This is a genomic window from Cryobacterium breve (assembly GCF_027594785.1).
In the GTDB taxonomy this organism is placed as follows: Bacteria; Actinomycetota; Actinomycetes; order Actinomycetales; family Microbacteriaceae; genus Cryobacterium; species Cryobacterium breve_A.
On record NZ_CP075584.1, the window covers coordinates 3159502 to 3185014 of the forward strand.

Sequence of the window (25513 nt, forward strand, 5' to 3'; positions counted from 1 at the left end):
TCTGCGTTGAATTTTGGATATCCCCGGCCGAAAATCTCCGGTTCGGTCTGCCCGCCCAGCCTAAACCAATCGCGCATGGCTGCGGGTATCGATGCGGGGGGCTAGCGTTATTTGCATGCAGTTCTATGGAGCGATCCCCAGCCACGATCTCACGTATTCCGACGTCTTCCTGGTGCCGAGCGAATCGGCCGTCACGAGCAGGCTCGACGTCTCCCTCGCGCCCGGTGACGGGACAGGGGCCACCATCCCCGTCGTGTCCGCGAACATGAACTCGGTGACCGGTCCCCGGCTCGCCGCGTCCCTCGCGCGCCGCGGAGGACTCGGCGTACTGCCGCAGGACATGCACCTGCAGGAGCTCGACGCCGCGATCCGCTGGGTGAAGGACCAGTCGACCCGTTTCGACACCCCGTTCATCTTCGGGCCGAGTGAAACCGTCGCGAGCGCCCTGCGCCAGGTGCCGCCCGTCGCCGGCCAGGGCATCGTCGTCAACGATGCCCGCGGTGCCTACCTCGGCTGCATCGACGCCGCCAGGCTCGGCACCGCCCTGCCGGACGCCCAGCTCGGCGACCTGCTGCACGGTCCGCTGACCTCGCTCGACGCGGAGGACATCGACGGCCCGCGCCGCGCCTTCGACGTGATGACCGCCGCAGAACTCGACTTCGCCCCCGTGCTCCGGCACGGCATCATGGTCGGCACCCTGAGCCGCAAGAGCGCGCTCCGTTCCACCCTCTATCGCCCCTCCGTCGACGCCCACGGGCGCCTGCTCGTCGCCGCGGCGATCGGCATCAACGGCGACGTCGCCGCGAAGGCGCGCGCGCTCGTCGCCGCCGCGGGGGTCGACGTCCTCGTCGTCGACACCGCGCACGGGCACCAGGCCGGCATGATCCGGGCGCTCGGCATCGTCGCCGAACTCGGCCTCGGAATCCCGATCGTCGCGGGCAACGTCGTGACCGCGGATGCCGTCAACGACCTCGTCGGCGCGGGCGCCACCATCGTGAAGGTCGGCGTCGGACCCGGTGCGATGTGCACGACCCGGATGATGACGGCCGTCGGCCGGCCGCAGTTCTCCGCAGTGCTCGAGACCGCTGCGGCCGCGCGCGAACTCGGCGCCCACGTCTGGGCGGACGGCGGGGTGCGCTACCCCAGGGACGTGGCGCTCGCGCTCGCCGCCGGCGCGGCGTCCGTCATGATCGGCTCCTGGTTCGCAGGCACGATCGAGGCGCCAGGCCTGCTCGACACGGATGCCTCCGGCGCGGTCTACAAGGAGAGCTGGGGGATGGCATCGACCAAGGCCGTCCAGGAGCGCTTCGACAGGCTCGACCCGTACGAGCTCGCACGGAAGACCCTCTTCGCTGAGGGCATCTCGAGTTCGAAGATCTACCTCGACCCGCTCCGCCCCTCCCTCGAGGACCTGCTCGACATGATCACCTCCGGCGTGCGCAGCGTTCGTTCAGCTACGCCGGCGCGACGAACCTCGACGAGTTCCACGAGCGGTCCCTCGTCGGGATCCAGTCGGCCGCCGGCTACGAGGAAGGCAAGGCGCTGCCGGTCTCCTGGTAGGCGGTTCTTCCTGACAATCGGGTCCGGGTGGCGCAGCTCACCCGGCCCCGCAGCGGGCTCACCGGTATAGTGGGATGAATAATGGACGACCCTCCTCCTGCGAATTCGCCCAGTGACCGTTCTCCCCACGAGAACGGTTTTCCCCTTGTGATGACACTCGGATCCCACAATGTTTGAGTGGGCCATGCTCGGCGTCGGCATCATCCTGACCATCGGCACCGGCCTCTTCGTCGCGAGTGAGTTCTCCCTCGTGAACCTCGAGCGCAGCGACCTCGAGGCCAGGCAGGCCCGCGGCGAAACGCGGCTCGCGAAGACCATCGCCGCCCTCCGGATCACCTCGACGCACCTCTCGAGCGCCCAGCTCGGCATCACCCTGACCACACTGCTCACCGGTTACGCCCTCGAGCCCGCGATCAGCAGCCTGCTCGCACCCCCGCTGCTCGCCGCCGGGTTGCCGAAACTCGTCGTGCCCGCCGTCGCCTCGACGACCGCGATCGTCATCGCGACCCTCGCGTCGATGATCATCGGCGAACTCGTGCCGAAGAACTTCGCCCTCGCCCTGCCGATCCAGACCGCGAAACTCGTGATCCCGTTCCAGACCCTGTTCACGACCGTGTTCAAGCCCGCCGTGAACGTGCTCAACGGCAGCGCGAACGCCGTGCTCCGGTCGATCGGTATCGAACCCAAGGAAGAGCTGTCCGGCGCACGCACCGCGGAGGAGCTCTCCTCGCTCGTGCGGCGTTCCGCGAGTGCCGGCCTGCTCGAGAAGGACACCGCAACGCTGCTGCACCGCACCCTGCTCTTCTCCGGCCACACGGCCGCAGACGTCATGACGCCCCGCCCGCGCGTCGCGAGCATCCAGCGCAACGCCTCCGCCCAGGCCGTGATCGACCTGACCCGCCAGACCGGGTACTCACGGTTCCCCGTCGTCGACGAGGGCGTCGACGACGTCGTCGGCATCGTGCACGTGAAGCAGGCCGTCGCGGTTCCCCGGCACCGCCGGGCGGATGTGCCGGTGTCCGCACTCCAGTCCGAGGCCGTTCGCGTGCCGGAGACCATGAAACTCGACGGCCTCCTCGTCGAACTCCGCGGTCGCGGCTACCAGATGGCCGTCGTCGTCGACGAATACGGCGGAACCGCCGGCGTCGCCACCCTCGAGGACCTCGTCGAGGAACTCGTCGGCGAGGTCGCAGACGAACACGACCGCACCAGGGCAGGGGTCGTGCGTTCGCTGGACTCCCTGACCTTCCCCGGCATGCTCCGTCCGGACGAACTCCTCGAACGCACGGGCGTCGAGGTCCCTGAGGACGGCCCGTACGAGACGGTCGCCGGTTTCGTGATGAGCGAGCTCGGCCGGCTGCCCGTCGTCGGCGACGTCGTGCTCATCGACACGGGGGAACTCTCGGTCGAACGCCTCGACGGCCGCCGGATCGACCGCATCCGCTTCACACCCACGTCGGAGCCGGAGCCGGAGACCGAGTCCGAGCCGGGCACCGCGGTCGCGGTCGCACCGTCGCAGCAGGCAACGCCCACGACGGCGCCCGCTGCGCCCTCGGCGCCCGCCAGACCGACATCGGCGAAATCGAAGGAGCGCCGTCATGAGTGACTGGGCAGGAATCGTCTGGCTTTTCGTGCTGCTCGCCGGGAACGCCTTCTTCGTCGCCGCCGAGTTCGCTGTCATCTCCGCCAGGCGCTCCCAGATCGAGCCGCTTGCGGCCGCCGGACGGATGGGCGCGCGGACGGCGCTGTACGCGATGGAGCACGCGACTCTCATGCTCGCGACCACCCAGCTCGGCATCACGGTGTGCTCGCTGCTGATCCTGAACGTCTCGGAGCCGGCGATCCACCACCTGCTCGAGGCGCCGCTCGCCCTGACCGGGCTGCCGGACGAGGCGCTCACCGCGATCGCGTTCGTCGTGACGCTGCTGCTCGTCTCCTACCTGCACGTCGTGTTCGGCGAGATGGTGCCGAAGAACCTGTCGTTCTCGATCCCCGACAAGGCCGTGCTCGTGCTCGCGCCGCCGCTCGTGTTCTTCGGGCGCCTCGTCAAGCCCCTGATCGTGGCGCTCAACTCGACCGCGAACGGCGTCCTGCGCCTGTTCCGGGTCGAGCCCAAGCACGAGGCGAACAGCACGTACACGCTCGAGGAGGTCGCGACGATCGTGTCGGAGTCGACCAGGGAAGGCGTGCTCCGCGACGGGACCGGCGCCCTCAGCGCGACGTTCGAGTTCACCACCCGTAAGGTTCGCGATGTCGCGGTCCCGCTCGCGGACCTGATCAGCCTGCCGGAGTCCGCCAGCCCGGCCGACGTGGAGAAGGCCGTCACCAAGCACGGTTTCTCGCGCTACGTGCTCGTGACCGCCGAAGGGGAGCCGACCGGCTACGTGCACCTCAAGGACGTGATCGACCTCGACGGCGATGCCGGGACCCCGGTCACGGATGGCACGGGTGGCACCGCCGGGCACGGCCTCGGCAGCTACGCAGACCCGATCCCCGCCAAGCGGATCCGTCAGCTTGTGTCGATCTACGAGGGCACCGACCTCGAGGACGCCCTCGCGACCATGCGCCGCTCCGGAGCGCACCTCGCCCGCTCGTTCACCGCCGTCGGGGCGACGACGGGCGTGCTCTTCCTCGAGGACATCATCGAGGAGCTCGTGGGCGAAGTGCAGGACGCGACCAGGCGCCTCTGACCCACAGGCCCACCCAGGGTGGCCGGGTGGGCCTCAGGCCTCCGGCCAGCGGGCGCGCAGGTACTGCGGCGGCCAGTAGTCGATCGTCGCCCCGAGTTCGTGGGCAGCCCGCAACGGGAAGTGCGGGTCGCGCAGGAGCTCCCGCGCGAGCATGACTGCGTCTGCCTGCCCGCTCGCGAGGATCTCCTCGGCCTGCGCCGGGGTCGTGATGAGCCCGACCGCGCTCACCGGCACATCCGCTTCGCCCCTCACGAACGCGGCGAGCGGCACCTGGTAGCCGGGGCTGAGCGGGATCTGCACGCCCGTGACGTTGCCGCCGGAGGAGATATCGAAGAAGTCGGCGCCGGCATCCCGCGCCCAGCCGGCGACGATGGAGGTCTCCTCAGGGGTCCAGCCTCCCGGGGCCCAATCGGTGGCCGAGAACCGGACGAAGAGCGGATGCGTGTTGCCGATCGCCGCGCGGACGGCCGCGACGACCCGCAGCAGCAACCGGGCGCGGTTCTCGAGGGAACCGCCGAACTCGTCGGTGCGGTCGTTGCTGAGTGGGGAGAGGAACTGGTGCAGCAGGTACCCGTGGGCCGCGTGGATCTCGAGCACGTCGAAGCCGGCGTCGATCGCGCGGACGGCCGCGGCGGCGAAGTCGTCGACGACCGTGTCGATGCCGGGGGCGTCGAGGGCGACGGGAGCCGCGTAGCCCGGGAACGGGATGGTCGACGCCGACAGCGTCGGCCAGCCGCCTTCTTCAGCGGGGACGGTGCCGTGCCGGACGGCGCCGTGGCCGTCGGTGCCCCAGGCGGGCCAGGTCGAGGCCTTGCGGCCGGCGTGCGCGAGCTGGATGCCGGCCCGGGCGCCCTGCCCGTGGATGGAAGCGGACGATGCGGGCCCAGGCGTCGGCCTGCTCCGGGTTCCAGATGCCGGTGTCCTGGTCGGTGATGCGACCCTCCGGGCTCACCGCGCTCGCCTCGGCGATGACGAGGCCGGCCCCGCCCGCCGCGAGCCCGCCGAGGTGCACGAGGTGCCAGTCTTCCGGCACGCCGTCCTTCTTGAGGATCGAGTACTGGCACATCGGGGCGACCCAGAGCCGGTTGCGCATGGTCACGCCGCGGACGGTCAGGGGACGGAAGGCGAGGGGCTGGGCGGGGACGGGCTGAGTCAGGGGCACGCAAACCAATCTATCGTGGGGTCATGAGTGGTTTCGCGGGATGGCAGGCCTGGACCGGAGCACAGGCGCGAGAGTGGATCGCCGTGCCCGCGGCATCCGCCGACAAGTACAGCAGGGGCGTGCTCGGCGTGCGCACGGGCTCACGCGCCTACCCGGGCGCCGCCGTGCTCGGGGTCGAGGCGGCCATGCGCACGGGCCTCGGGATGGTGCGCTACCTCGGCCCCCGCCGTGCCACGGACCTCGTGCTGCAGCGCCGACCCGAGGTCGTCACCGCGCCTGGACGGGTGCAGGCCTGGCTGCTCGGCTCGGGGATGGATGCCGCCCAGCGCTCTGACGCGACGCTCGAAGCGCTCGAGGCCGCGTTCGCCGAGGGGGTTCCCGTCGTGTGCGACGCGGGCGCCCTCGACCTCGTGGACCGGAAGACCGGCCCGACCGTGATCACCCCGCACTACCGGGAGCTCGCCGGGCTGCTGTCCGGCGCGGCCTCTGGACGGCGGGGCGACGCGACTCCCGCGGACATCGCTGCGGACCCGGGGGAGTGGGCCGTGCGCGCCGCGGGCGTGCTCGGCGTGTCCGTGTTGCTCAAGGGGGCTGTGACGTACGTCGCCTCGCCCGGCGGCACCCGGCTGACGGTGACCGGTGCTCCGCCGTGGCTTGCGACGGCGGGCGCAGGGGACGTGCTCGGGGGTATCCTCGGCGCCCTGTTCGCCACCCACGCTGCGGCGCTCGAGGCGGATGCCGAGGCGTGCGCCGCCCTCGCGGCGACCGCCGCGCTCGTGCACGGTCTCGCGGCGACCCGGGCGTCCGCCGGCGGCCCTCTCGTGGCCCTCGACGTCGCCGAGGCCGTCCCCGCGACGATCGCGGCCCTCCTCCGCCCCTGACCCCGCTCCCGCGGACCGAATCAGCGCGGGGGGATGCGGGCCAGGAAGGCGCGGGTGCGCGGCTCGCGCGGGGCGCCGAAGACCTGCTCCGGCGGTCCGAACTCGAGCACCCGGCCGGCGTCGATGAACGCGACCCGATCGGCGACGTCCCGCGCGAAGCCCATCTCGTGGGTCGCCATCACGATCGTCGTTCCCGACTGCTTGAGCTGCCGCACGAGGTCGAGAACCTCGCCGACGAGCTCGGGGTCGAGCGCGCTCGTCACCTCGTCGAGCAGGAGCAGTTCGGGGTCTGTCATGATGGCGCGCACGATCGCGGCACGCTGCTGCTGGCCGCCGGACAGCCGGTCGGGGAAGTCGCGCGCCTTCGCGGACAGGCCGATCTGGTCGAGCAGTTCGAGGCCGCGCACCTCGGCCGTGCGGCGCGGCACCCGGTGCACGATCCGGCTCGCGAGGGTGACGTTGTCGAGCACGCTCAGGTGCGGGAACAGGTTGAACTGCTGGAACACCACACCGATCCTGGCGCGCACGGCGTCCCCGTTCGTGCGCGGGTCGCTGATGTCCCTGCCGGTGAGCCAGACCTGGCCGTCGTCGACGCGCTCGAGCAGGTTGATCACCCGGAGCAGGGTCGACTTCCCCGAGCCGCTCGCCCCGATCAGGGCGACGACCTCGTGCTGGTGCACGACGAGGTCGATGCCGCGGAGCACGGGAACCGAACCGAAGCTCTTGTAGACGTCGTCGACCCGGAGGACCGGCACGACGGCATCCATTGCCCCGCTCATACGACCCCTCCGACCTGTTCGCGGCGGCGCATCCTGGCCGACAGCCAGTCCGTGAGCCGGATCATCGGCAGGGCGAGCAGCACGAAGAGCAGCCCGGCGAGCACGTACGGCGTGAAGTTGAAGCTCGCGGCCGTCTCGATCTGGGCGGCCCTGACCGCGTCGACGGCGCCGAGCACGCTGATCAGGCCGACGTCCTTCTGCATCGCGACGAAGTCGTTCATCAGCGCCGGCGTCACCTTGCGGAGCGCCTGCGGCAGCACGATCGTGCGCAGGGTGCGACCGTGACTGAGGCCGAGCGACCTTCCGGCGAGCACCTGCGAGGGGTGCACGGCCTCGATCCCCGCCCGCCACACCTCGGCGACATAGGCCGAGTAGGTCAGCACGAGCGCGATCGTGCCCCAGACGTACGAGGGCAGCTTCGGGAACACCCCGAGGCCGGGCAGCCCGAACCCCACGAGGTAGAGCACGATGATGAGCGGCATACCGCGGAACAGGTCGGTGTACCCGGCGGCGAGGGCGCGCAGCGGGAAGAAGACCGCGCCGCGCAGGGTGCGCATCGTCGCGAGCAGCAGACTCACGATCAGCACGCCGACGGCCGCCACGAGCAGCACGCGGATGTTCAGCAGCAGCCCCTCGAACACCCGCGGCCAGGCCTTCACCGCGACCGCGGGGTCGAAGAAGGACTGCTGTACCCGGGTCCAGCCCGGTGTGTTGACCACGAAGATCCAGATCACGATCGCGAACACGAGGGTGCTCACCGCGCTCAGGAGCACCGACCGGGTGGTCTGTGCGCGACGGTACGCCCTGCGGCCGACTTCGACCGCGCTCGGTTGCCGGGCCGGCCGACCCGTGTCTGTGCCGGAGTCTGTACCCGTGTCTGCCCCTGGAGCTTCGGCCGGTGTCACTTCAGGACGGGCGCGTCCGCGTTGCCGGCGAGCCAGGTGTCTGCGAGGTTCGCGAGGGTGCCATCGGCGCGGAGGGCGTCGACGGCGGCGCTCACCGCCGCGGTCAGGGGGCTGTCCTTGGCCAGGACAAGGCCGAAGGCGTCGGTACCCGCCTGGGCACCCGGCGTTGCGCCGGGGGTGGGGGTCGGACTGGCGGACCCCGCCGCGGCATCGGGCAGCTGACCGATGATCGTGCCGCCGTCGAGTTCGACCCCCGTGAGGTAGAACGCGGTCGGGAGGTCGACGACGATCGCGTCGACGGTTCCGTTCTGCAGCGCGAGCTTGGCGTCGTCGTTCGTGTTGAACGCCTGGACACCCTGGTTCGGTGCGATCAGCTTCTCCGCTTCCGTGAAGCTCGTCGTGCCGGTCGCGGCCCCGACCAGGAGCCCCTTGAGCCCGGCGAGCGAGGTCACGGAGGCGGCCGGGGAGGTGCCGACGGTGATCACCGCCTGGGTGGTCACGTAGTACGGCGAGGAGAAGTCGACCTGCCGGGCGCGTTCCGCCGTGATCGAGAACTGCTGCAGGTTGAAGTCGAAGCCCTTCGGCCCCGGAGCGATCGCCTCGTCGAAGGTGGTCCGCACCCAGGTCACATCCTGCTTCGCGAAGCCGAGCTTGCCGGCGACGGCGTAGGCGACGGCGGCCTCGAAACCCTTGCCGGATGCCGGTGAGTCGTCGATCGCCCAGGGGAAGTACGCGGGTTCCCCAGTTCCGATCGTGAGCTTGCCCGGCGTGAGATACATGCTCGGGTCCGGCGAGCTGAGCGACGGGGCCGCCGTCGCACTGGAACCCGCGCCCGGCGCCGGGCTCCCGGCAGAGCAGGCGCTCAGGAGCAGCGCACCCGCAAGGGAGACGGCAAGCACCAAAACGTGACGGGACCTGCGACGATTCAGCATTGACCACTCCTCGGGATGACTGTCTCTGGCCATCATGACGCATCTTCCCCCGGCCGTCGGCATGCACCCGGCGAATGTGACGGTCTCGTTAAGTACACCGTGATGTGGGAAAGTGGAACGTGCCCGATTCCCTCGCCCCGAAACCGCCGGTGCGGTTCACGGCAGGGCTGAGCCCGCGTGTCCTCCTGTGGTTCGGATTCGTCGTCGTGCACGCCTGGCTCGTGTATATCTGCTTCGTGGCGGTCGGCTGGCCGCTCGGCGACGTGGACGTCGTCTACCTCGGCTGGGCGAAAGACGCGGCGAGCGGCGCGGCCCTCGTCGGCATCACCGCGCCCTTCGTCTACCCCGTGCTCGCCGTCGTGCCGATCGTCGCAGGCTCTCGCCTTCGGCACCGCGTCGTACACGGCGACGTGGCTGGGAATCGTCACCCTGCTCAACGCTGTTGCATTCGCTGCCCTGACCGGGCGTCGCCGCGGGTCCCGTGCGCTCGTTGCCGCGGCCTGGTGGCTGGGATTCCTGCTGCTGCTCGGTCCGGTCGCGCTCGCCAGGATCGACTCGATCACCGCCCCGCTCGTCATCCTCGCCGTGCTGTGGCTGCGGTCCCGGCCGGTCTGGGGCACCGTGATCCTCACGGTCGCGACCTGGGTGAAGATCTGGCCGATCGCCGTCATCGCGGCCCTGGTCATCGCCTCGAAACAGCGGATGCGCGCCGGCTACGCCTTCCTCGGCACGAGCGCCGCCATCGTGGTCGCAGCACTCAGCCTCGGCAGCGGCCTCCGGGTGTTCAGCTTCATCTCCGAGCAGACCAACCGGGGAATCCAGATCGAGTCTCCCGTCGGCGCGATCTGGATGGTGCAGGCCGCCCTGCGGATCCCGGGCAGCTACATCTATTACGACCACGACATCCTCACCTTCCAGGTCGTCGGCCCAGGATCTTTCATCGCCGTCGCGCTCATGACGCCGATGCTCGCGCTCTGCATCGCCGCGGTGCTGCTGATCGGGGTACGGGCGACGCGGGCCGGCGCGAGCTTCGAACGGCTGTTTCCGCCCCTCGTCCTCGCGCTCGTCGTGACGCTGATGGCGGTCAACAAGGTCGGCTCGCCGCAGTTCGTGATCTGGCTCGCCGCGCCGACCATCCTCGGCATCCTGCTGTGGGGGCGGGGCTGGCGCACCCCGACCGTCCTCGTCACGGTCATCGCCGCGCTCACCCAACTCGTCTACCCCTACCTCTACGACTGGCTGCTCGTCGCCAATCCGCTGATGGTGCTCGCCCTCTCGACGCGCAACGTGCTCGAGTTCGTCCTGCTCGCCTGGGCCGTCCGGGAGGTCTGGGCACTCGGCAGCCACTCCGCGCAGCACAGCGGTCACCCCGGCACCCACGTCACCGCCCGCAGTGCAGCCCACACCGCACCACGCCAGGACCCACCGGCGGCCGGCCTCGACCGCCCGATCCTCATCCCCAGGGAGTAATCATGCTCGTCGCCTTTTCCGTTTCGCCGTCCGGCGCCCAGGATGCCGAGGGTTCCGTGCACGACGCCGTCGCCGCCGCCGTGCGCATCGTCCGTGAATCGGGCCTGCCGAACCACACCGACTCGATGTTCACGACCATCGAGGGCTCCTGGGACGAGGTCTTCGCCGTCGTGAAGGCGGCGACGGAGGCCGTCGGCGCCTTCGGCCCCCGGGTGTCCCTCGTGCTCAAGGCCGACATCCGCCCCGGCCACACGGGCGAGCTGACCGGCAAGGTCGAACGCCTCGAAGTCGCCCTCCGGAACGCGCGGGCGGACGGTAGCCCGGCCTAGCCGGCACGGCACGGGCAGGCGGATGCCGCCGGACGCTTCCCGTCGGAACCGTGCGGCCCTAGGCTGGAGCGCATGCCCTCAACCACCGACGGGTCGGCGATGCTGTCTCCGACCCGCATCCGTCTTGCCCTGCTCGCCCTCGCCCTCGGCGGCTTCGGCATCGGCGCGACCGAATTCGTGGCGATGGGCCTGCTGCCGAACCTCGCGGCCGACCTTCTGCCTGGCCTCCACGCGACCGCGCCGGATGCCGCGAATGCCCAGATCGGCTGGTTGATCTCGGCGTACGCCCTCGGCGTCGTCGTCGGGGCCCCGACGATCGCGGCCGCGGCGGCACGCTGGCCCCGCAAGCAGCTGCTGCTCGCCCTCCTCGCCGCGTTCACCCTCGCGACGATCGCCTCCGCCCTGTTGCCGACGTTCGGGCTCGTGCTCGTTGCCCGGTTCGTGGCGGCGCTCCCGCACGGCGCATACTTCGGCATCGCCTCGCTCGTCGCTGCCGACCTGATGGGTCCGGGCAAGCGGGCGCGCGGCGTCGCGCTCGTGCTCAGCGGCCTGACCATCTCCAACGTGATCGGCGTGCCCGTGATCACCTGGATCGGGCAGGTGTCCGGCTGGCGGGTCGCCTACCTTGTCGTGGCCGCCGTCTTCGCGGTCACGTTCCTCGCCGTGATCCTGCTCGTTCCGTTCCAGGCCGGTGACCCGCTCGCGACGATGCGTAACGAGCTCAAGGCCTTCGGCCGGCTGCAGGTCTGGTTCGCGCTCGGGATCGGCGCCATCGGCTTCGGCGGCCTCTTCGCCGTCTACACCTACGTCGCCCCGCTGACGATCGAGGTCACCGGTCTCGGCGCCGGTGCTGTCCCGCTCGTGCTCGTGGTCATCGGCCTCGGCATGACCGTCGGCAACCTGCTCGGCGGCCACCTCGCCGACAAGAGCGTCCGCCGCACCCTCTATGGCTTCTTCTGCGTGATGATCGTCGCCCTCGCCGGGCTCGCCCTCTCGGCCCAGTTCCTGCCCGGGCTCCTGATCGGCGTCTTCCTCGTCGGCGGTTCCGCTGCCGGGCTCTCGCCCGCCATCCAGACCCGGCTGATGGATGTCTCCCGCGACAGCCAGTCGATCGCCGCGGCACTCAACCACTCGGCTCTCAACATCGGCAACGCGCTCGGCGCCTTCCTCGGCGGCCTGGCGATCGCCGGAGGTCTCGGCTACGTCGCCCCCGTCTGGATCGGCGCGGCCCTGAGCGGCTTCGGACTCGCTCTCGCCGTCGTGAGCTTCGCGATCGACAGGTCCTGGCGCCGTAAGGGGCAGCACGTCCCATACGGCACCGCCCTCATCGAGGTCGTCACGGACGCCGCTTAACGCCGAAATCGGAACCTTTCGCGACTCGGGCCGGCGCAGCAGCGCCTGCGGCGGGTCACGGAAGACTCCGACAGGGGTGGGGTGCTTGTGCTCAGTCCGTTTGCAGCAGGATCCCGTCGTGGATCGCGCGCTTCCGCAGCGCGACCTTGGTTCCGACGTCGAAGCCGGCCAGGCGGTACTTCTCGCGAATCCGCTTGAGGTACGACTTGGCGGTCTCCTCGGAGATGCCGAGCTGGTGGGCGACGGCCTTGACGGGTTCGCCGGCACCGTAGAGCGCCATCACGCGGCGTTCCTGGGCACTCAGTCGCGGTGAGCCGCCGCCGGTACCCGCGCTGAGCGCTTCGTCGAGTTCAGCGGAGATGTAGGACTCTCCGTCGAACGCGGCCCGGATCGCGTCGACGATCATGCCCGCCTCTTCGCTCTTCACGAGGTAGCCGAGCGCCCCGGCGGCGAGTGCCTCGCGCACGAGGCCCGGCTCCGAGTACGTGCTCATCAGGACGGTCTTGACGCCGGCCGTCTTGAGGGTCGAGATCTTGAGCGAAACGGGGATGTTGTCCTTGAGGTCGAGGTCCAGGAGAACGACGTCGACCGGGAATTCGGGGTGGGTCAGGAGTTCCGGCCACGTCGTCACCGCGGCGACCATGTTGATGTCGTCTGCGGCGCCGCGGATCCACTCCGTCAACGCCCCGAGCAGCATCCTGTGGTCGTCCACGAGAGCCAGCCGGATCGGATTCTCCCGACTGGGCACCGCCCGGGTCGTCGTGCTGATGTTCGTCACTGTTGCCTCCTGTTGCCTGTGCATCCGACTGGAAGCCCGGCGATGCCGGACCAGAAAATTTCACGCATCTGCGGGATTGTCAATGCTGCAGTCGATCTCCACGTGGAGACTGCCACCCCGGCTCGACGCGATGTGCGGGCCAACCACCCGGATAGCTTGCCACGTCTCGGGGTCGACCCTGCGCCGAGGCACACCCGTCGTGGCCAATTCGATGGGGAATCGTAACTTTTGGCGGTCGATCAGGCCATTCGTTGGACGGATCGGACCGAGGGAGAGAGCGACGGATGCCTCGGGGCGTTGGGTGTCGCTGATGAGGAGCCAGATGGTGCGCAGCAGGGCGTCACGCTGGGCGGGGTCGAGCAGCCCGGCGAGCCCGGCCGGGTCGTTGAGGCTCACCGAGGGGCCGAGGAACTCGGACTCCGTGATGGCGTGGTACAGCCAGGTCTCTTTGCGGCCCTGGATCAGGTGCAGCCGCAACTGGGTCGCGAGCGACGACGCGGTCGTCGACTTGGCCGCGTTGAGGGGGAGCGCGGTGCGGCCCTTGGCCACGTCGTCGAGCAGGGTCTCCGCGTCGAGGTCGATCCGCGCGAGTTCCTCCGAGGCGAGCATGCCCACCGCGAACCTCGGCTGGGAGACCGTGCTCTGCACGAGCACGAGGTCCAGTTCGCGCTGCACCATGCGATGGAACGAGCGAACGATTGCGACGCCGAGGAGTGGGGGGATCACGGCGAGGCCGAACGCGACGAGCTCCGGCGCGAAGGACAGCGGGTCGCTCCGCGGCTCTGTTACCGCGAACACGGCCAGGAGCGTGCCCAGGACGGCCGTCGAGGAGACGACGTCCCTGCCGCGCCGAACCGTCACGAGCGCGATCAGCAGGCTCCCGACGGCGGCGGCCGCCGTCGGGAAGACGCCCCGGTCGGCGCCGGCGTGGGACCCGGCCAGGTCGAGCGCAACGACGACGGCCGCCGATGCGAGGGCCGCGGCGAACAGCCAGTCGGGCATCCGCGCGGATAGCCGTTGCACGACGGCGATGGTGAATGCCGTCGCCGCGACCAGGATCACCCAGGCCACGAGGGTCGGGACGGGAGTCGAGTAACGGGGCAACTGCTCGAGGCATTCCCAGAGCAGGTAGGCGGCGACGATGCCCCCGGCGACGGAGAGGCCGATTCCGAGGTGGCGTCCACCGAGGCCGATCTGGTTGGCACGCGTCGTCTTGACGGTGCGTTCCGGCCGGCGGAAGCTGCGGCGCCGGTCCTGGCGTTCCTGGCGTCCGTGCTCCGCGAGCGGGCCGGCCTCTGTGGCCACGCGCCGGGCCGGGCGATGGATGCCGCGCTCGGGCTGGACGGTGGCGCTGCGGCCGCTCACTTGGGCACCTCGAGCACAACGGTCGTTCCCGAGCCAGGGGAGGAGAACAGTCGGGCGTTGCCGCCGACGTCGCGGAGCCTGGCGACGACGGACTCGGCGAAGCCGAGGCGTTCCGGGCTGACCGCTGCGAGGTCGAAGCCGACGCCCGCGTCGGTGACCATGGCGCGCACCGTCGTGTCGTCGTCGGTGATCGTGACGTCGGCGCGGGCGACCCCGGCGTGCCTGCGCACGTTCTCGAGGCACTCGCCGAGAGCGAGCAGGAAGGAGTCCAGGACGGTGCTCGGCAGCAGGACCTGCCCGCTCCCGTGCCAGTCCACCTCGAGTCCCATTCGCTTGAAGCGCTGTTTCACGGATTCGAGGGTGCTGCCGAGGGTCGACTCGGAGGCGCGCTCGAGCGTGTAGACCCCCGAGCGGTGCGGGGTCGGCAGCCCGCCGAGCCGGAGCCTGCCTGAGCAGCCTGGCGTCATCCCCGGCCTGCTGGCGCAAGGCGGCGGGGCTCACGCCGACGCCGGAGTGCGCGAGCAGGGTGAGCGTGGCGAGGACGGTGTCGTGCAGGAGCCTGGCGTCCTGGCGGCGCTGGGCCTCGAGCTCGCTCGCGTGCCGTTCGGCGAGGTGGGCGCGGCCGATCTCGGCGATGCGCTGCATGACGCGGGGAATGCTCTGCGCGATCCACCAGCCGGCGATCGCGATCGCGAACCAGCCGGTGAGGGTGAGCATGACCGGCACGAGGGCGTCATCGGTGAGCCGCGAAGCACTGAGCACGCTCGCGAGGGTCGTGCCGAAGGCGGCGCCCAACAGGATGAGCCGGCGCCCTGTGGTGACGAGCACCAGCGCGACGCAACCGATCACAGGAGAGGCGACGCACGCGATCACAGCCTGTTCGCCGAGGTTGAGTCCCGATGTTCCCCGGCCGACGAAGCCGATGACGAGGACCATCGCCACACCGCAGACGACGATGACCGCAGCCCACCTCAGGTGCCCGTTGCGGCCGAGCAGGTACTGGGCGCCGACTATCACGAGAAGAAGGGGAAGGCTCAGGGCGAGCGCCAACCGGTCGGGGCCGCCCGGTATCAGAAGGGCCAGGAACGCGGCGATGGAACCCGCAAGACCGGTCAGCTGTGCGCCCTTGCGCAGCAGCCGATCCCGTTCCTTGAAAATGCGTTGCATACCCGTAGCATTGCCCCTCGTCGTGCTCCACAGAGCACCATATCCGGACGCGGCGGGTTTCGACACGCGCGCGGCACTCAGTTTCGCGAATGTGCCTTGTTTACGGGCCACGCGAGTGGGGGGATCCGGCTGGAAGGGGAGCGCCGGCGGCATTTGGGCGCGTCCAGGGGGAACAGTTAGGCGCCTCGAGCTTTGTCGGGTCAGCATCCGTGATTCCTCAGGTTGTTTTCACCCTAGCAGCCTCGTCGATTACCCCCGACCCGGTGCCCCCCGTTTCGGCGCGGCCCGAGTCCCTGACGCCTGGTTCCATACCTCCCTGGTCGAGGCGGAATGGCGGGTATTCGTCCCGGAACAGTGCCGTGTACACGACGACCCGGAACACCCATCGATTGATGCCCAGGATGAAATCGAACAGGGGCTGCCGGTAACGGCCCGTGAACAACAGCATCAGTCCGGCAATGAACACGAGGAGGCCGAGCAGTGATACCCCGGTCGTCGTCGAATAGGTGGTGTTCCCGATCGTGTAGCGCGCGGTCGGGGTGCTGGTCAGGGCGGTCACGATGAGAATCTGCGGGATGGCGAGCAGCCACCACTTGACCAGGACGAGCCCGTGGGACAGCCGCTCGGGGTAGGCGATGTCGAGGTCCGCGGGGTAGTCGGCCGGTGCGAGGCTGAACGGCGGGTACCGGTCGGTGCCGAGCGCCGAATACGAGTAGAAGGCGACCCGCCAGGCTCCAGCGCAGCACGCCCACGTTGAAGGTGAAGAGCGAGCGGGGGTACCGGCCGGTGAACAGGATGGCGAAGCCCGCGACGATCGTCGTCACGGACGCGGCGAACCAGAGGAAGAACAGAACGACGACGTGCGGGAAGATCAGGATCCATTTCACGAGCCACAGGCCCCTGGACAGGTCGGGTTGCAGGGTGCCCTCGAGGCGCGCAGGGTAGACCGGACCGGGCGGGCCCGGCGGGCCGGCAGTGCCGACAGTGTTGTCGGCGTGCCCGCTCGGACCCTCCGTGGGGTCTCGCCTGCCGAGCCCCATCGCGCCGAAGATCACGAGGAGCACCCCGGCCACGAGCAGCAGGCCGCCGCCGAGCAGCAGTGCGACCGCCGCGGGCACGAAGAGTGCTGACCGGACGCCGGCCCGCGCCTGCACGTCGACGCCCTGGGTCGCATCCGCGTTCATGACGACGACGGCCCAGTCGCCGCCCTCGACCGGCCAGACGACGCGTTGCGTTCCCGGCCCGGAGGCCGCGACCGTCCACCAGGGCTGGCTGCCGGGGCGGGCGGGACGCCTGCTGCCGGGGACCTCGCGGTACTCGGTGCGGAACGGCGAGGAGTTCACGGAGGTGAGCTCGCTATGCGCGACGGAGGCGAGGTAACGCTCCACTTCTGACCGCGGCCCGATACCGATGAAGACCCCGGTGCCGCGGGCGCTTGTCGCCTCGAGCATCACGGTCGCGAGCCCGGCGGGTATCCCGCCGGAGCCCGCCTGAGTGCCGCTCTCCGTGCCTGTGCCCGTCCCTGTGCCGGTCTCGAGGTTCGGCGAAGTGATCGCGTACGAGGCCACCGACAACGTGCCGGATGGAGTGGTCAGGAATCCGTCCCTGCCCTGCCCGGCCGCGACCGTCGCCGCGGCGACGCCGCCGGCGAGCATGCCGATGCCGGAAAGGGTGAGCAGCGTTCCGACGATGACCATGACGACGTAGCCGGCTTTCATCACGGGACTCCTCCTCGCTGGGCGGGCTGATCAGGCAGGCGGTGGCCGGGTTCCCTGTCAGGGTCGTCCGGAATGCCTGCCCTGTCAATCGCCGGGCAGCGCTCGCCGGGCAGCGGAAGGTCAGCGGAAAGTCAGCGGAGGAGGCGGCCGAGTTGCTCGCCGACGGCGGCATTCTCGATCAGGAACCCGTCGTGGCCGTAGCTCGAGGAGAGCACGACGGGTTCGGTGCCGTCGAGGCCGTTGCGCAGGTGCGCCGCGATCCGGCGCTGGCCTTCGACGGGGAAGAGCCGGTCGCTGTCGATCCCGACGACGAGGGTGGTCGCCGCGATCGAAGAGAGGGCCTCGGCGAGCGAGCCGCGACCGCGGGACACGTCGTGGGAATTCATCGCCTCGACGAGGACGATGTAGCTGTTCGCGTCGAAACGGCGGGTGAACTTATTGCCGTGGAAATCGAGGTAGGACTCGACGGCGAACCGGCCGCCAGAACCCAGCGGGGAGATCCGACTCTGCCAGCCGCGTTCGAATCGTTCGTTGAGCTCTGTGGGACTGCGGTAGTTCAGCAGGGCCATCCGCCGGGCGAGGGCGAGCCCGCGGGTCGGGCCCTCGCCATCGACGGCGTCGTAGTAGTCGCCGGACCGGAAGAGAGGGTCGCTGCGGATGGCTTCGATCTGCACCGAATTCAGGGCGATCTGGTCGGCCGTCGTCACCGGGGGCGCGGCGAGGATCGCGAGCCGGTCCACCCGGTCCGGCTGGTCGATCGCCCATTCGAGGGCATGCATTCCGCCCATCGACCCGCCGACGACGAGGGCCCAGGCATCGATCCCGATCCGATCGGCGAAGGCGACCTGTGCGGCTACCTGATCGCGAATGGTCAGGTAGGGGAAGCGGATGCCCCACTCCGAGCCGTCCGGGGCGAGTGACGACGGGCCCGTGCTGCCCTGGCAGCCACCGAGCATGTTCGGCGCGACAACGAAATAGCGGTCGGTGTCGATGGCGAGACCGGGGCCGACGATGCCGCCCCACCAGCCGGCGGTCGCGTGGCCGGGCCCCGCCGCGCCGAGGAGATGGCTGTCCCCGGTGAGGGCGTGCAGCACGAGCACCGCGTTGTCCCGCGCGGGCGAGAGCTCGCCCCACGTCTCGTAGGCGATCCGTATGGCACCCAGCCGTCCGCCGGCCTCGAGCTCGAGCGGGCCCACGTCCTGGAACCTGCGGTTGCCGACGGGGTCGCCATCGCGCCACGCGCCCGTCGCCGGGGGTTTGCCGAGCAGCGAGCGCGTCTGAGCCTCGGTGATGAAGCTGGACGGGACCGTGTCCGCCGAGGTCTGCCATTCCATATGCCCTCATTCTGCCCGCTCGGACGCGCCCGCGTCCTTTTGTTACGCGCGCTTGTCACGCGCGCTTGTCACGCACGCTGCCACTTCTCGGACAGGTGTCCGAGAAGTGCTAGACTGTCCTGATGACCCGCACCGAGTATGTCCGAGAACCCGCGGTGCGCGGTACAATCAGCGCCGTGCGTGCCTCGGACCCGCGGGCGGAGCGCACCAGGCAGGCCATTTTCTCGGCGGTCCGCACTCTCATGACCCAGCGCGTCGCATCCGTCTCGGTCAGCGACATCGTACGCACGGCCTCGATCAGCCGCAGTTCGTTCTATGCGCACTTCAGCAGCCTCGATGATCTCGCGACCGGTTTCCTCCGTGAGCAGTTCGCCGAGATCGGTGTGACCGGGTTCGACCTGCGCAGCGACGACCTCACCGGGGCTCAGGCGGCACGCGCCGGCTACCAGCGTCTCATTTCCCACATCGTGGAGCACTATCCGCTCTACGCGAGCGTGCTCGACCTTCCGATCACCCGCACGGCATACGACGACGAGATCGAGGCGTACTCGCGCCGCCTCGTCGAATCGCTCGTGGCGCTCTCCGGTGCTCCCCGGGTCGTACATCCCGAATCCTTCGCCACCTATGTGGCCGGGGGAGCGCTCACCCTGATCAGCGCCTGGATGCGCGGCCAGCTCGACGTCACGGACGACGAGATCGTCGACCAGCTGGTCGAATTCTTACCCGTATGGCTGGTCGACGCGGCCTAGCGCCGCTCGCCCTGCACCCGCAAACCACCACACGACCGACCGACGATGGTCGCGAGAACCCCGCATCACCAACGAACAGAGGCAGCACATGAATTTCACCGTGGGAGAAACCCTGGTCTACCCGCACCACGGCGCGGTCACCATCACCGAAATCACGACCCGCGCTGTGAAGGGGATTGAGAAGAAGTTCATGACCCTCACCGTGCACGCGAACGACCTCACGATCAAGCTGCCGATCGAGAACGCCGAGCTCGTCGGCGTGCGCGACGTCATCGACAACGCCGGCGTCCAGGCCGTCTTCGACGTGCTCCGCGAATCCTTCGTCGAAGAGCCGGGGAACTGGTCGCGCCGGTACAAGGCCAACCAGGAGAAGATGGCGAGCGGCAGCGTCTACCGCGTCGGCGAGGTCGTCCGCGACCTGTGGCGTCGTGACCAGGAACGCGGCGTGTCCGCCGGCGAGAAGAACATGCTCGTCAAGGCCCGTCAGGTGCTCGTGTCCGAACTCGCGCTCGCCCAGAACTCGACGAGCGAAGAGGCATCCGCCGTCCTCGACACCGTGCTGGCAAGCTCGATCCCCGCGACCGACACCACCGCGGCCTAGGGACTACTCCGGCTCGCCGGTCCAGCCGAGGTTGCGCGCGACCCGCTCGAGGGTGGCGAGGGTCGTGGCGTAATCGGCTGGGCTGACGTCCTCGGTCGCGGCTTCCCGGTTCACCGCGACGACCTCGGCGAGGCGCTGATAGGCGATCCGGCCGCGGTCGGTGATCGCGTACCCGGCCTCCGACACGGTGACCCAACCGCTCTCGACGAGTTCGGCGAGGTGCTCGACGACGGTCTCGCCCTCGGCGTCGAGGAACGGAGCGACCTCGCGGGTGAGCTGGTCGACGGAGGCGGGGCCACGGGACAGCATCCCGAGCAGCTGCCACTGCCGCCGCGTCACCCCGTGTTCCTCGAGGGTCGTCGCGAATTGCTCGTTGATCAGTTGGTCGACGAGCTTGAGCCAGTATCCGATCGGTCGCAGGTCAGTCATACCGACAGGATATTCACGGACGCGTCATCCGGATCGTTCTGTGAACCAATTCGACGGAGATTGTGCCTCGCGCGGCCCGAAAACGGCCTGCAACGTACAATTCCGGCAGAATCTCCGTCGAATCGGTTCGGGGTGCTGGTGACTCAGGCGTTCGCGCGGGAGGCCTCGACCACGGCGCGGGCCGCGGCGAGTCCCTGCTCGAGGTCGGCCTTGAGGTCGATGATGTTCTCGATCCCGACGGACAGGCGCACGAGGCCGGGGGTGACGCCGCTCGTGAGCTGCTGCTCAGGGGTGAGCTGGGCATGCGTGGTCGAGGCCGGGTGGATCACGAGCGAACGGACGTCGCCGATGTTGGCCAGGTGGCTGAAGAGCTCGAGGTTGTCGACGAGCGCGCGGCCGGCATCCACCCCGCCCTTGAGCTCGAAGGAGACCACGGCGCCGACGCCCTTGGGGGCGTACTTGTTGGCGGTCGCGTACCAGGGACTCGACGGCAGGCCGGCGTAGTTGACCGAGGCGATGTCCGGGTGGTTCTCGAGCCACTCTGCGATGTCCTGGGCGTTCTGCACGTGGCGCTCGATGCGCAGGCTCAGGGTCTCGATGCCCTGGATCAGCTGCCACGCGCTCGCGGGGGCGATGGCGCTGCCGAGGTCGCGGAGCAGCTGCACGCGCGCCTTGATGATGTATGCGATGCCGTCGCCGACCGCGCCGGTGTAGCTGACGCCGTGGTAGGACGGGTCCGGCTCGGTGAGGCCCGGGAACTTCTCGACGTTCTTCGACCACTCGAAGGTGCCGCCGTCGACGATGACGCCGCCGATGATCGCGCCGTGGCCGCCGAGGAACTTGGTGGCCGAGTGCACGATGATGTCGGCGCCGTGCTCGAACGGGCGGATCAGGTAGGGGGTCGCGATCGTGCTGTCGACGATGAGGGGTACGCCATTGGAGTGGGCGACGTCCGCGACGAGCGAGATGTCGAGAACGTTGATCTTGGGGTTGCCGATGGTCTCGGCGAAGAACAGCTTGGTGTTCGGGCGCACGGCGCGGGCCCACTCTGCGGCGTCGTCCTGGTCCTCGACGAAGGTCGTCTCGATGCCGAGCTTGGCGAGGGTGTACTTGAAGAGGTTGTAGGTTCCGCCGTAGATCGAACTCGAGGAGACGATGTGGTCGCCGGCCTGGGCGATGTTCAGCACGGCGAAGGTCGATGCGGCCTGGCCGGAGGCGAGGAGCAGTGCCGCGGTGCCGCCTTCGAGCGCGGCGATGCGCTCTTCGACGACGGCCTGGGTCGGGTTCATGATGCGGGTGTAGATGTTGCCGAATTCGGCGAGTGCGAACAGGTTCTGGGCGTGCTGCGCGTTGTTGAACACGTAGGACGTGGTCTGGTAGATCGGGGTGGCGCGTGCGTTGGTGACCGGGTCGGGGTGCGCGCCCGAGTGCACCTGCTTGGTTTCGAACTGCCAGGCGGCCGCGTTGTCGCTCATGAAGAACTCCCTGTAATCCGTGACGAGCGTGGACCGTCCATCGCTCTTGGCTGCGAGTCTAGGCACGCGTTCGCGGGGTCGGCAATGGCGCCGAAACACGGCGTCATCTACGGGTGTGCCCGGGCGGCGGAGCCTGCGCCGCGTGCCGCGAGCAGAATGGGTGCATGCAGCAAGAGATTGCGCGTGTGGAAGCGGCCGATGGCACCGGCGTCGCGTACGCCTCGGCCGGCGCCGGTCGGCCGCTCGTGTACATCGCGGGGTGGCTCAGTCACCTCGAGCTCAGCTGGCAGCTGCCCGAGGAGCGGTCATTCTACGAGAGCCTGGCGACGGACCGCCGGCTCATCCGGTACGACCGCGCCGGATGCGGCCTGTCGGCTCCGACGAGCCGGCCGCCGTCGATGGACTTCGAGCTGGAGCAGCTCGCCGCGGTCGTCGCGCAGCTCGGTCCGGAGCCGTTCGACCTCATCGGCACGTCGATGGGTGCGTTGGTCGCCGTGGCGTGGGCGGCGGCGCATCCGGATACCGTGCGGCGGCTGGTGCTGTACGGCGGCTGGGCGTCCGGCGCGGAGGTCTCCCCGCCCAGCGTGCGCGAGCACGTCCTCGGGCTGATCGAGGCGCACTGGGGACTCGGTTCCGACGTGCTCACCGACATCTTCGCGCCCGACGCCGATGCCGCGATGCGCGCCCAGTTCGGTCGCTACCAACGGGCCTGCTCGACCTCCGCGACCGCGCGGGCGATGCTGGCGCTGAGCTACGAACTCGAGGTCACGGGCCTTCTCGGCGAGGTGCGCACCCCGACGCTGGTGGTGCACCGCGCCGACGACCGCGCCGCTCCCGTCGCGCAGGCCGCGGCGCTCGCCGAGGGCATCGCCGGTGCGCGGCTCGTGGTGCTACCCGGTCGCTCGCACCTGCCCTACGCCGGGGACACCCATGAGCTCGTAGCGACCGTGCGCCGCTTCCTGGGCGCTCGTGTCGCCCCGCGTGGGTCCCGGACCCTGACGGCTCGCCAGAGCGAGGTTGCGGCGTTGATCAGTGAGGGATGCACGAACCGCGAAATTGCCGCCCGGCTGGGAATCGACGAACGGTCGGCCGAGGGCCACGTCGAACGAATTCGCCTGCGCCTCGGCTTTCGATCACGGGCACAGGTAGCCGCGTGGTACGCCACCCATCGGGACCGGACGGAACCGACCAAGTGAGGTAGTTTCCCGCCTGACCGTGCGCGCCGCAGGCCGCACGCTGGTGGGATGACTCACGACACCGCTACCACTGCACCCGCCCCCACCCCTTCGATCTGGCACGGAGACGTCTCGCTGCGCGTCCTCGAGAACATGGGCCGACGGTGTCTCATCGAGACGCTCGGCATCGAACTCACCGACATCGCGCCCGATGCCCTGCGGGGTCGGATGCCCGTGGATACCCGCACGACGCAACCGGCCGGGGTGCTCCACGGCGGTGCGTCCGTCGCCTTTGCGGAGACGCTCACGTCGATCGCGGGATACCTCGCGATCGATCGACACCTATTCCATGTGGTCGGGATGGAGATCAATGCCAACCACCTCCGGCCCGTCGCGAGTGGATGGGTGACGGGAGTCGCCCGCCCAATCCATCTCGGTGCACGAGCCCAGGTCTGGGAGGTGAAGATCAGCGATGACCGCGAGCGTCTCGTCTGCGTTTCGCGGTGCACGCTCGCGGTGATCGAACGACCGAGCGACTACGTATCACCGGAACTGCGCCGCTCGAGGAGCGGATCGCCGAACTGAGCGCGCGGGCGAGCGAGGGCCGCGCGAACGACCTGGAAGCACGGCGGCAACCACCGGGTGGGCGCAGGGTGGGGCCCTGGTGCGTCCCGACTGCCGCTCGTGCCGCCAGAATGGGACCATGGCAAACAAGCGAGTTGTAGTGACCGGTGCGAGTTCGGGAATCGGGGCGGCCACGGTGCGGCTGTTCCGGGCACACGGCTGGGACGTCGTCGGCGTCGCCAGGCGCGCCGACCGGCTCGCGGCGCTCGCCGAGGAAACCGGCGCCGATGTCTTCACTGCGGACCTGACGGTGCAGGCCGATGTCGACGCCCTCCGCGACCATCTCGCGGCATCCGGCCCCGTGCACGCCCTCGTGAACAATGCCGGCGGCGCCCGCGGCCTCGACAGCGTCGAAAGCGCCCCCGTCGAGGACTGGGCGTGGATGTTCGAGATCAACGTGCTCGCGGTCAAGCGGGTCACGAGTGCCGTGCTGCCGCTACTGCGGGAGACGCTCCGCACGGATGCCGCGGGCAGCGCAGACATCGTCACGGTCACGTCGATCGCCGGTCACGTCGCGTACCTCGGCGGCGGCGGTTACAACGCCGCGAAGTTCGCGGCCCACGCCCTCGTGGAGGTGCTGCGGCTCGAACTCAACGGCGAGCCGATCCGGGTGATCGAGATCGCGCCCGGCATGGTCAAGACAGAGGAATTCGGCCTCGTCCGGTTCGGCGGCGACCCGGAGAAGGCCGCTGCCGCCTACGTCGGCGTGGAGAACCCGCTCACCGCGGAGGACATCGCCGAGACGATCGTGCTGAGCGTCGAGCTGCCCGCCCACGTCAACCTCGACCTGATCACGGTCAAGCCCCTCGCGCAGGCGGCCCCCACGCGCGTCGCGCGAGGGCCGCTGGTGCCGAAAGACTGACGCCTGCCGGTCTGACACCTGCCGGTCTGAAGCCCGGTTGCCGGGACCTACGGGTGGACCAGGATCTTCACCGCTGTTTCGTTGTGGTTCACGAGGGTGTCGAAACCTTCGGCGACCAGATTGTCGAGGGCGATCCGACCGGTGATGAATGGCTTCAGGTCGATCGCGCCGGACCGGACCAGTTCGACGGTCTGTTCGTGGTCCCGCACGTAGGCGATCGTGCCGCGCAGGTCGATCTCCTTGAGAACGAGCTTCTGCATGTCGACGGTGGCCGGGTGCCCCCAGATGGAGACGTTGACGAGCACCCCTGCCGGGCGCAGGGCGTCGAGCATCGCGTCGAGGACCGCGTTGACGCCGGCGCACTCGAACGCGACATCCGTGCCGACGCCCCCGGTGATTTCGAGGACGCGGGCCTTGAGGTCCTGCTCGGTCGGGTCGATCACAAAGTCGGCGACGCCGCTCGAGCGGGCCTTCTCCTTGCGGGCCGCGCTGAGCTCGGAGATGATCGTCGTCACGCCGATGCCCTTGAGGATCGCGGCCGTCAGCAGCCCGATGGGTCCGGCGCCGCCGACGATGGCCACGTCCCCGGCCTTCGCCCCGCTCCGGACCACGGCGTGGTGCGCGACCGAGAGCGGTTCGATCAGGGCGGCTTCGTCGAGGGGGATATCGCCGATCGGGTGGACCCAGCGCTGGTCGACGACGACCTTCTCGCTCAGACCGCCGCCGCCGCCGGCGAGGCCGATGAAGCCCATCTTCTCGCACAGGTGGTAGTTTCCGGCCTTGCACGGCGGGCATTCGTCGCACACGAAATAGGGTTCGACGACCACGTTGTCCCCGACGCTGAGTCCTTCCACGCCGTCGCCGATCTCCTCAATGGTTCCCGAGAACTCATGGCCGAGCGTGACGGGAAGTGATTCGTGGGAGAGCGGATGGGGGTGACCCGGCGCCGAGATGAAGATCGGGCCTTCCAGGTATTCGTGCAGGTCCGTACCGCAGATCCCGCACCAGGCAACAGCGATCTTCACCGTTCCGCTGCGGGTCTCCGGTTCCTCGATGTTCTCAATCCGGACGTCTTTCCGGCCGTGGAAACGTGCAGCTTTCATCGGATACTTCTCCAGTGTCTCTTTGTGGACCCGACACGGGCATAGGCCCGGTCCTCTAGTCCGCCGTCGACG

The 25513-nt window shown here is 69.5% G+C and carries 25 protein-coding genes and 2 pseudogenes; 15 read left to right on the forward strand and 12 right to left on the reverse strand.

Annotation, left to right across the window (positions count from 1 at the left end; translation table 11 throughout):
- Nucleotides 1-115 precede the first annotated feature (115 nt).
- From KIV56_RS15370 to KIV56_RS15380, 3 genes and pseudogenes are all read left to right on the forward strand, one after another.
- A pseudogene (locus KIV56_RS15370) lies at nt 116-1560 on the forward strand (GuaB1 family IMP dehydrogenase-related protein).
- Between the two features lie 169 nt (nt 1561-1729).
- Nucleotides 1730-3166, forward strand: a complete 1437-nt coding sequence (locus tag KIV56_RS15375) for a hemolysin family protein (protein WP_281534126.1) — start codon at nt 1730-1732, stop codon at nt 3164-3166.
- The gene (locus tag KIV56_RS15380; RefSeq protein WP_281534127.1) at nt 3159-4250 is read left to right on the forward strand and encodes a hemolysin family protein; all 1092 of its coding nucleotides are present in this window, start codon (nt 3159-3161) and stop codon (nt 4248-4250) included. Before KIV56_RS15375 ends, KIV56_RS15380 begins: the two co-directional genes overlap by 8 nt.
- A 33-nt stretch (nt 4251-4283) precedes the next feature.
- Here KIV56_RS15380 and KIV56_RS15385 read toward each other — a convergent pair.
- Nucleotides 4284-5343, reverse strand: a pseudogene (locus KIV56_RS15385) (NADH:flavin oxidoreductase/NADH oxidase).
- A gap of 92 nt (nt 5344-5435) precedes the next feature.
- Between KIV56_RS15385 and KIV56_RS15390 the strand changes: the two are divergent.
- Nucleotides 5436-6293: an ADP-dependent NAD(P)H-hydrate dehydratase gene (locus KIV56_RS15390; RefSeq protein WP_281534128.1), complete on the forward strand. Its 858-nt coding sequence runs from the start codon at nt 5436-5438 to the stop codon at nt 6291-6293.
- A gap of 20 nt (nt 6294-6313) precedes the next feature.
- Here the strand turns inward: KIV56_RS15390 and KIV56_RS15395 are convergent, their stop codons facing one another.
- The 3 genes from KIV56_RS15395 to KIV56_RS15405 form a co-directional block, all read right to left on the reverse strand.
- A complete protein-coding gene (locus KIV56_RS15395; protein ID WP_281534129.1) occupies nt 6314-7072 on the reverse strand; it encodes an amino acid ABC transporter ATP-binding protein in 759 nt (252 codons plus the stop codon).
- Nucleotides 7069-7845, reverse strand: a complete 777-nt coding sequence (locus KIV56_RS15400) for an amino acid ABC transporter permease (protein ID WP_281534130.1) — start codon at nt 7843-7845, stop codon at nt 7069-7071. The genes KIV56_RS15395 and KIV56_RS15400 overlap by 4 nt, the downstream gene beginning before the upstream one ends.
- A gap of 128 nt (nt 7846-7973) precedes the next feature.
- Nucleotides 7974-8909: a transporter substrate-binding domain-containing protein gene (locus KIV56_RS15405; RefSeq protein WP_281534131.1), complete on the reverse strand. Its 936-nt coding sequence runs from the start codon at nt 8907-8909 to the stop codon at nt 7974-7976.
- Between the two features lie 177 nt (nt 8910-9086).
- Here KIV56_RS15405 and KIV56_RS15410 point away from each other — a divergent pair, with 177 nt between their 5' ends.
- The 3 genes from KIV56_RS15410 to KIV56_RS15420 all read left to right on the forward strand — a co-directional run bounded on the left by KIV56_RS15410 (nt 9087) and on the right by KIV56_RS15420 (nt 12061).
- Entirely contained in the window at nt 9087-10379 is a 1293-nt protein-coding gene (locus KIV56_RS15410; protein ID WP_281534132.1) for a glycosyltransferase 87 family protein, read from the forward strand.
- A gap of 2 nt (nt 10380-10381) precedes the next feature.
- A complete protein-coding gene (locus KIV56_RS15415) occupies nt 10382-10708 on the forward strand; it encodes a thiamine-binding protein (protein ID WP_281534133.1) in 327 nt (108 codons plus the stop codon).
- A 72-nt stretch (nt 10709-10780) separates the two neighbouring features.
- On the forward strand, nt 10781-12061 hold the full coding sequence (locus tag KIV56_RS15420; protein ID WP_281534134.1) for an MFS transporter: 1281 nt from the start codon (nt 10781-10783) through the stop codon (nt 12059-12061).
- A 91-nt stretch (nt 12062-12152) separates the two neighbouring features.
- Here KIV56_RS15420 and KIV56_RS15425 read toward each other — a convergent pair whose 3' ends face one another.
- The 3 genes from KIV56_RS15425 to KIV56_RS15435 form a co-directional block, all read right to left on the reverse strand.
- On the reverse strand, nt 12153-12830 hold the full coding sequence (locus tag KIV56_RS15425; protein WP_281536180.1) for a response regulator transcription factor: 678 nt from the start codon (nt 12828-12830) through the stop codon (nt 12153-12155).
- Nucleotides 12831-12899: 69 nt separating this feature from the next.
- Nucleotides 12900-14204 (reverse strand): hypothetical protein, encoded by a 1305-nt coding sequence (locus tag KIV56_RS15430; RefSeq protein ID WP_281534135.1) that lies wholly within the window; start codon nt 14202-14204, stop codon nt 12900-12902.
- Nucleotides 14201-14671, reverse strand: coding sequence for a sensor histidine kinase (locus KIV56_RS15435; protein ID WP_281534136.1), 471 nt, complete (start codon nt 14669-14671; stop codon nt 14201-14203). Before KIV56_RS15435 ends, KIV56_RS15430 begins: the two co-directional genes overlap by 4 nt.
- Nucleotides 14672-14717: 46 nt before the next feature.
- Between KIV56_RS15435 and KIV56_RS15440 the strand changes: the two genes are divergently transcribed.
- The gene (locus KIV56_RS15440; RefSeq protein WP_281534137.1) at nt 14718-15551 is read left to right on the forward strand and encodes a hypothetical protein; all 834 of its coding nucleotides are present in this window, start codon (nt 14718-14720) and stop codon (nt 15549-15551) included.
- Nucleotides 15552-15588: 37 nt separating this feature from the next.
- Here KIV56_RS15440 and KIV56_RS15445 read toward each other — a convergent pair whose 3' ends face one another.
- Nucleotides 15589-15819: a DUF4389 domain-containing protein gene (locus tag KIV56_RS15445; RefSeq protein ID WP_281536181.1), complete on the reverse strand. Its 231-nt coding sequence runs from the start codon at nt 15817-15819 to the stop codon at nt 15589-15591.
- 566 nt (nt 15820-16385) lie between these two features.
- On the opposite strand from KIV56_RS15445, the gene KIV56_RS15450 reads away from it, so the two are divergent.
- Both KIV56_RS15450 and KIV56_RS15455 read left to right on the forward strand, forming a co-directional pair.
- Entirely contained in the window at nt 16386-16751 is a 366-nt protein-coding gene (locus tag KIV56_RS15450) for a hypothetical protein (RefSeq protein ID WP_281534138.1), read from the forward strand.
- Nucleotides 16752-16919: 168 nt separating this feature from the next.
- Nucleotides 16920-17078, forward strand: a complete 159-nt coding sequence (locus KIV56_RS15455; protein ID WP_281534139.1) for a hypothetical protein — start codon at nt 16920-16922, stop codon at nt 17076-17078.
- A gap of 142 nt (nt 17079-17220) precedes the next feature.
- Here the strand turns inward: KIV56_RS15455 and metX are convergent, their stop codons facing one another.
- Complete coding sequence (metX, locus tag KIV56_RS15460; protein ID WP_281534140.1) at nt 17221-18423, reverse strand: homoserine O-acetyltransferase MetX; 1203 nt, start codon at nt 18421-18423, stop codon at nt 17221-17223.
- Between the two features lie 122 nt (nt 18424-18545).
- On the opposite strand from metX, the gene KIV56_RS15465 reads away from it, so the two are divergent.
- Both KIV56_RS15465 and KIV56_RS15470 read left to right on the forward strand, forming a co-directional pair.
- A complete protein-coding gene (locus KIV56_RS15465; protein ID WP_281534141.1) occupies nt 18546-19172 on the forward strand; it encodes a TetR/AcrR family transcriptional regulator in 627 nt (208 codons plus the stop codon).
- Nucleotides 19173-19260: 88 nt separating this feature from the next.
- Nucleotides 19261-19773: a CarD family transcriptional regulator gene (locus KIV56_RS15470; RefSeq protein WP_281534142.1), complete on the forward strand. Its 513-nt coding sequence runs from the start codon at nt 19261-19263 to the stop codon at nt 19771-19773.
- 3 nt (nt 19774-19776) lie between these two features.
- Here KIV56_RS15470 and KIV56_RS15475 read toward each other — a convergent pair whose 3' ends face one another.
- The gene (locus tag KIV56_RS15475; RefSeq protein WP_281534143.1) at nt 19777-20202 is read right to left on the reverse strand and encodes a MarR family winged helix-turn-helix transcriptional regulator; all 426 of its coding nucleotides are present in this window, start codon (nt 20200-20202) and stop codon (nt 19777-19779) included.
- Between the two features lie 143 nt (nt 20203-20345).
- Nucleotides 20346-21677, reverse strand: a complete 1332-nt coding sequence (locus KIV56_RS15480) for a bifunctional o-acetylhomoserine/o-acetylserine sulfhydrylase (protein WP_281534144.1) — start codon at nt 21675-21677, stop codon at nt 20346-20348.
- A 164-nt stretch (nt 21678-21841) separates the two neighbouring features.
- Between KIV56_RS15480 and KIV56_RS15485 the strand changes: the two genes are divergently transcribed.
- From KIV56_RS15485 to KIV56_RS15495, 3 genes are all read left to right on the forward strand, one after another.
- Nucleotides 21842-22873: an alpha/beta fold hydrolase gene (locus tag KIV56_RS15485; protein WP_281534145.1), complete on the forward strand. Its 1032-nt coding sequence runs from the start codon at nt 21842-21844 to the stop codon at nt 22871-22873.
- Between the two features lie 48 nt (nt 22874-22921).
- Nucleotides 22922-23437: a hotdog fold thioesterase gene (locus KIV56_RS15490; RefSeq protein WP_281534146.1), complete on the forward strand. Its 516-nt coding sequence runs from the start codon at nt 22922-22924 to the stop codon at nt 23435-23437.
- 118 nt (nt 23438-23555) lie between these two features.
- Nucleotides 23556-24338, forward strand: a complete 783-nt coding sequence (locus tag KIV56_RS15495; protein WP_281534147.1) for an SDR family oxidoreductase — start codon at nt 23556-23558, stop codon at nt 24336-24338.
- Between the two features lie 47 nt (nt 24339-24385).
- On the opposite strand, the gene KIV56_RS15500 is transcribed toward KIV56_RS15495, so the two are convergent.
- A complete protein-coding gene (locus KIV56_RS15500; protein WP_281534148.1) occupies nt 24386-25441 on the reverse strand; it encodes a 2,3-butanediol dehydrogenase in 1056 nt (351 codons plus the stop codon).
- Nucleotides 25442-25513: the final 72 nt, after the last annotated feature.

Bases quoted from the DNA above. Each gene is read 5' to 3' on its own strand.
- KIV56_RS15475 (WP_281534143.1), bottom strand. From the start codon at position 20,202: ATGACTGACCTGCGACCGATCGGATACTGGCTCAAGCTCGTCGACCAA.
- KIV56_RS15445 (WP_281536181.1), bottom strand. From the start codon at position 15,819: ATGCTGTTGTTCACGGGCCGTTACCGGCAGCCCCTGTTCGATTTCATC.
- KIV56_RS15435 (WP_281534136.1), bottom strand. From the start codon at position 14,671: ATGACGCCAGGCTGCTCAGGCAGGCTCCGGCTCGGCGGGCTGCCGACC.
- KIV56_RS15395 (WP_281534129.1), bottom strand. From the start codon at position 7,072: ATGAGCGGGGCAATGGATGCCGTCGTGCCGGTCCTCCGGGTCGACGAC.
- KIV56_RS15390 (WP_281534128.1), top strand. From the start codon at position 5,436: ATGAGTGGTTTCGCGGGATGGCAGGCCTGGACCGGAGCACAGGCGCGA.
- KIV56_RS15495 (WP_281534147.1), top strand. From the start codon at position 23,556: ATGGCAAACAAGCGAGTTGTAGTGACCGGTGCGAGTTCGGGAATCGGG.
- metX (WP_281534140.1), bottom strand. From the start codon at position 18,423: ATGGAATGGCAGACCTCGGCGGACACGGTCCCGTCCAGCTTCATCACC.
- KIV56_RS15500 (WP_281534148.1), bottom strand. From the start codon at position 25,441: ATGAAAGCTGCACGTTTCCACGGCCGGAAAGACGTCCGGATTGAGAAC.
- KIV56_RS15485 (WP_281534145.1), top strand. From the start codon at position 21,842: ATGCAGCAAGAGATTGCGCGTGTGGAAGCGGCCGATGGCACCGGCGTC.
- KIV56_RS15380 (WP_281534127.1), top strand. From the start codon at position 3,159: ATGAGTGACTGGGCAGGAATCGTCTGGCTTTTCGTGCTGCTCGCCGGG.
- KIV56_RS15375 (WP_281534126.1), top strand. From the start codon at position 1,730: ATGTTTGAGTGGGCCATGCTCGGCGTCGGCATCATCCTGACCATCGGC.
- KIV56_RS15490 (WP_281534146.1), top strand. From the start codon at position 22,922: ATGACTCACGACACCGCTACCACTGCACCCGCCCCCACCCCTTCGATC.
- KIV56_RS15465 (WP_281534141.1), top strand. From the start codon at position 18,546: ATGACCCGCACCGAGTATGTCCGAGAACCCGCGGTGCGCGGTACAATC.
- KIV56_RS15415 (WP_281534133.1), top strand. From the start codon at position 10,382: ATGCTCGTCGCCTTTTCCGTTTCGCCGTCCGGCGCCCAGGATGCCGAG.
- KIV56_RS15420 (WP_281534134.1), top strand. From the start codon at position 10,781: ATGCCCTCAACCACCGACGGGTCGGCGATGCTGTCTCCGACCCGCATC.
- KIV56_RS15480 (WP_281534144.1), bottom strand. From the start codon at position 21,677: ATGAGCGACAACGCGGCCGCCTGGCAGTTCGAAACCAAGCAGGTGCAC.
- KIV56_RS15470 (WP_281534142.1), top strand. From the start codon at position 19,261: ATGAATTTCACCGTGGGAGAAACCCTGGTCTACCCGCACCACGGCGCG.
- KIV56_RS15405 (WP_281534131.1), bottom strand. From the start codon at position 8,909: ATGCTGAATCGTCGCAGGTCCCGTCACGTTTTGGTGCTTGCCGTCTCC.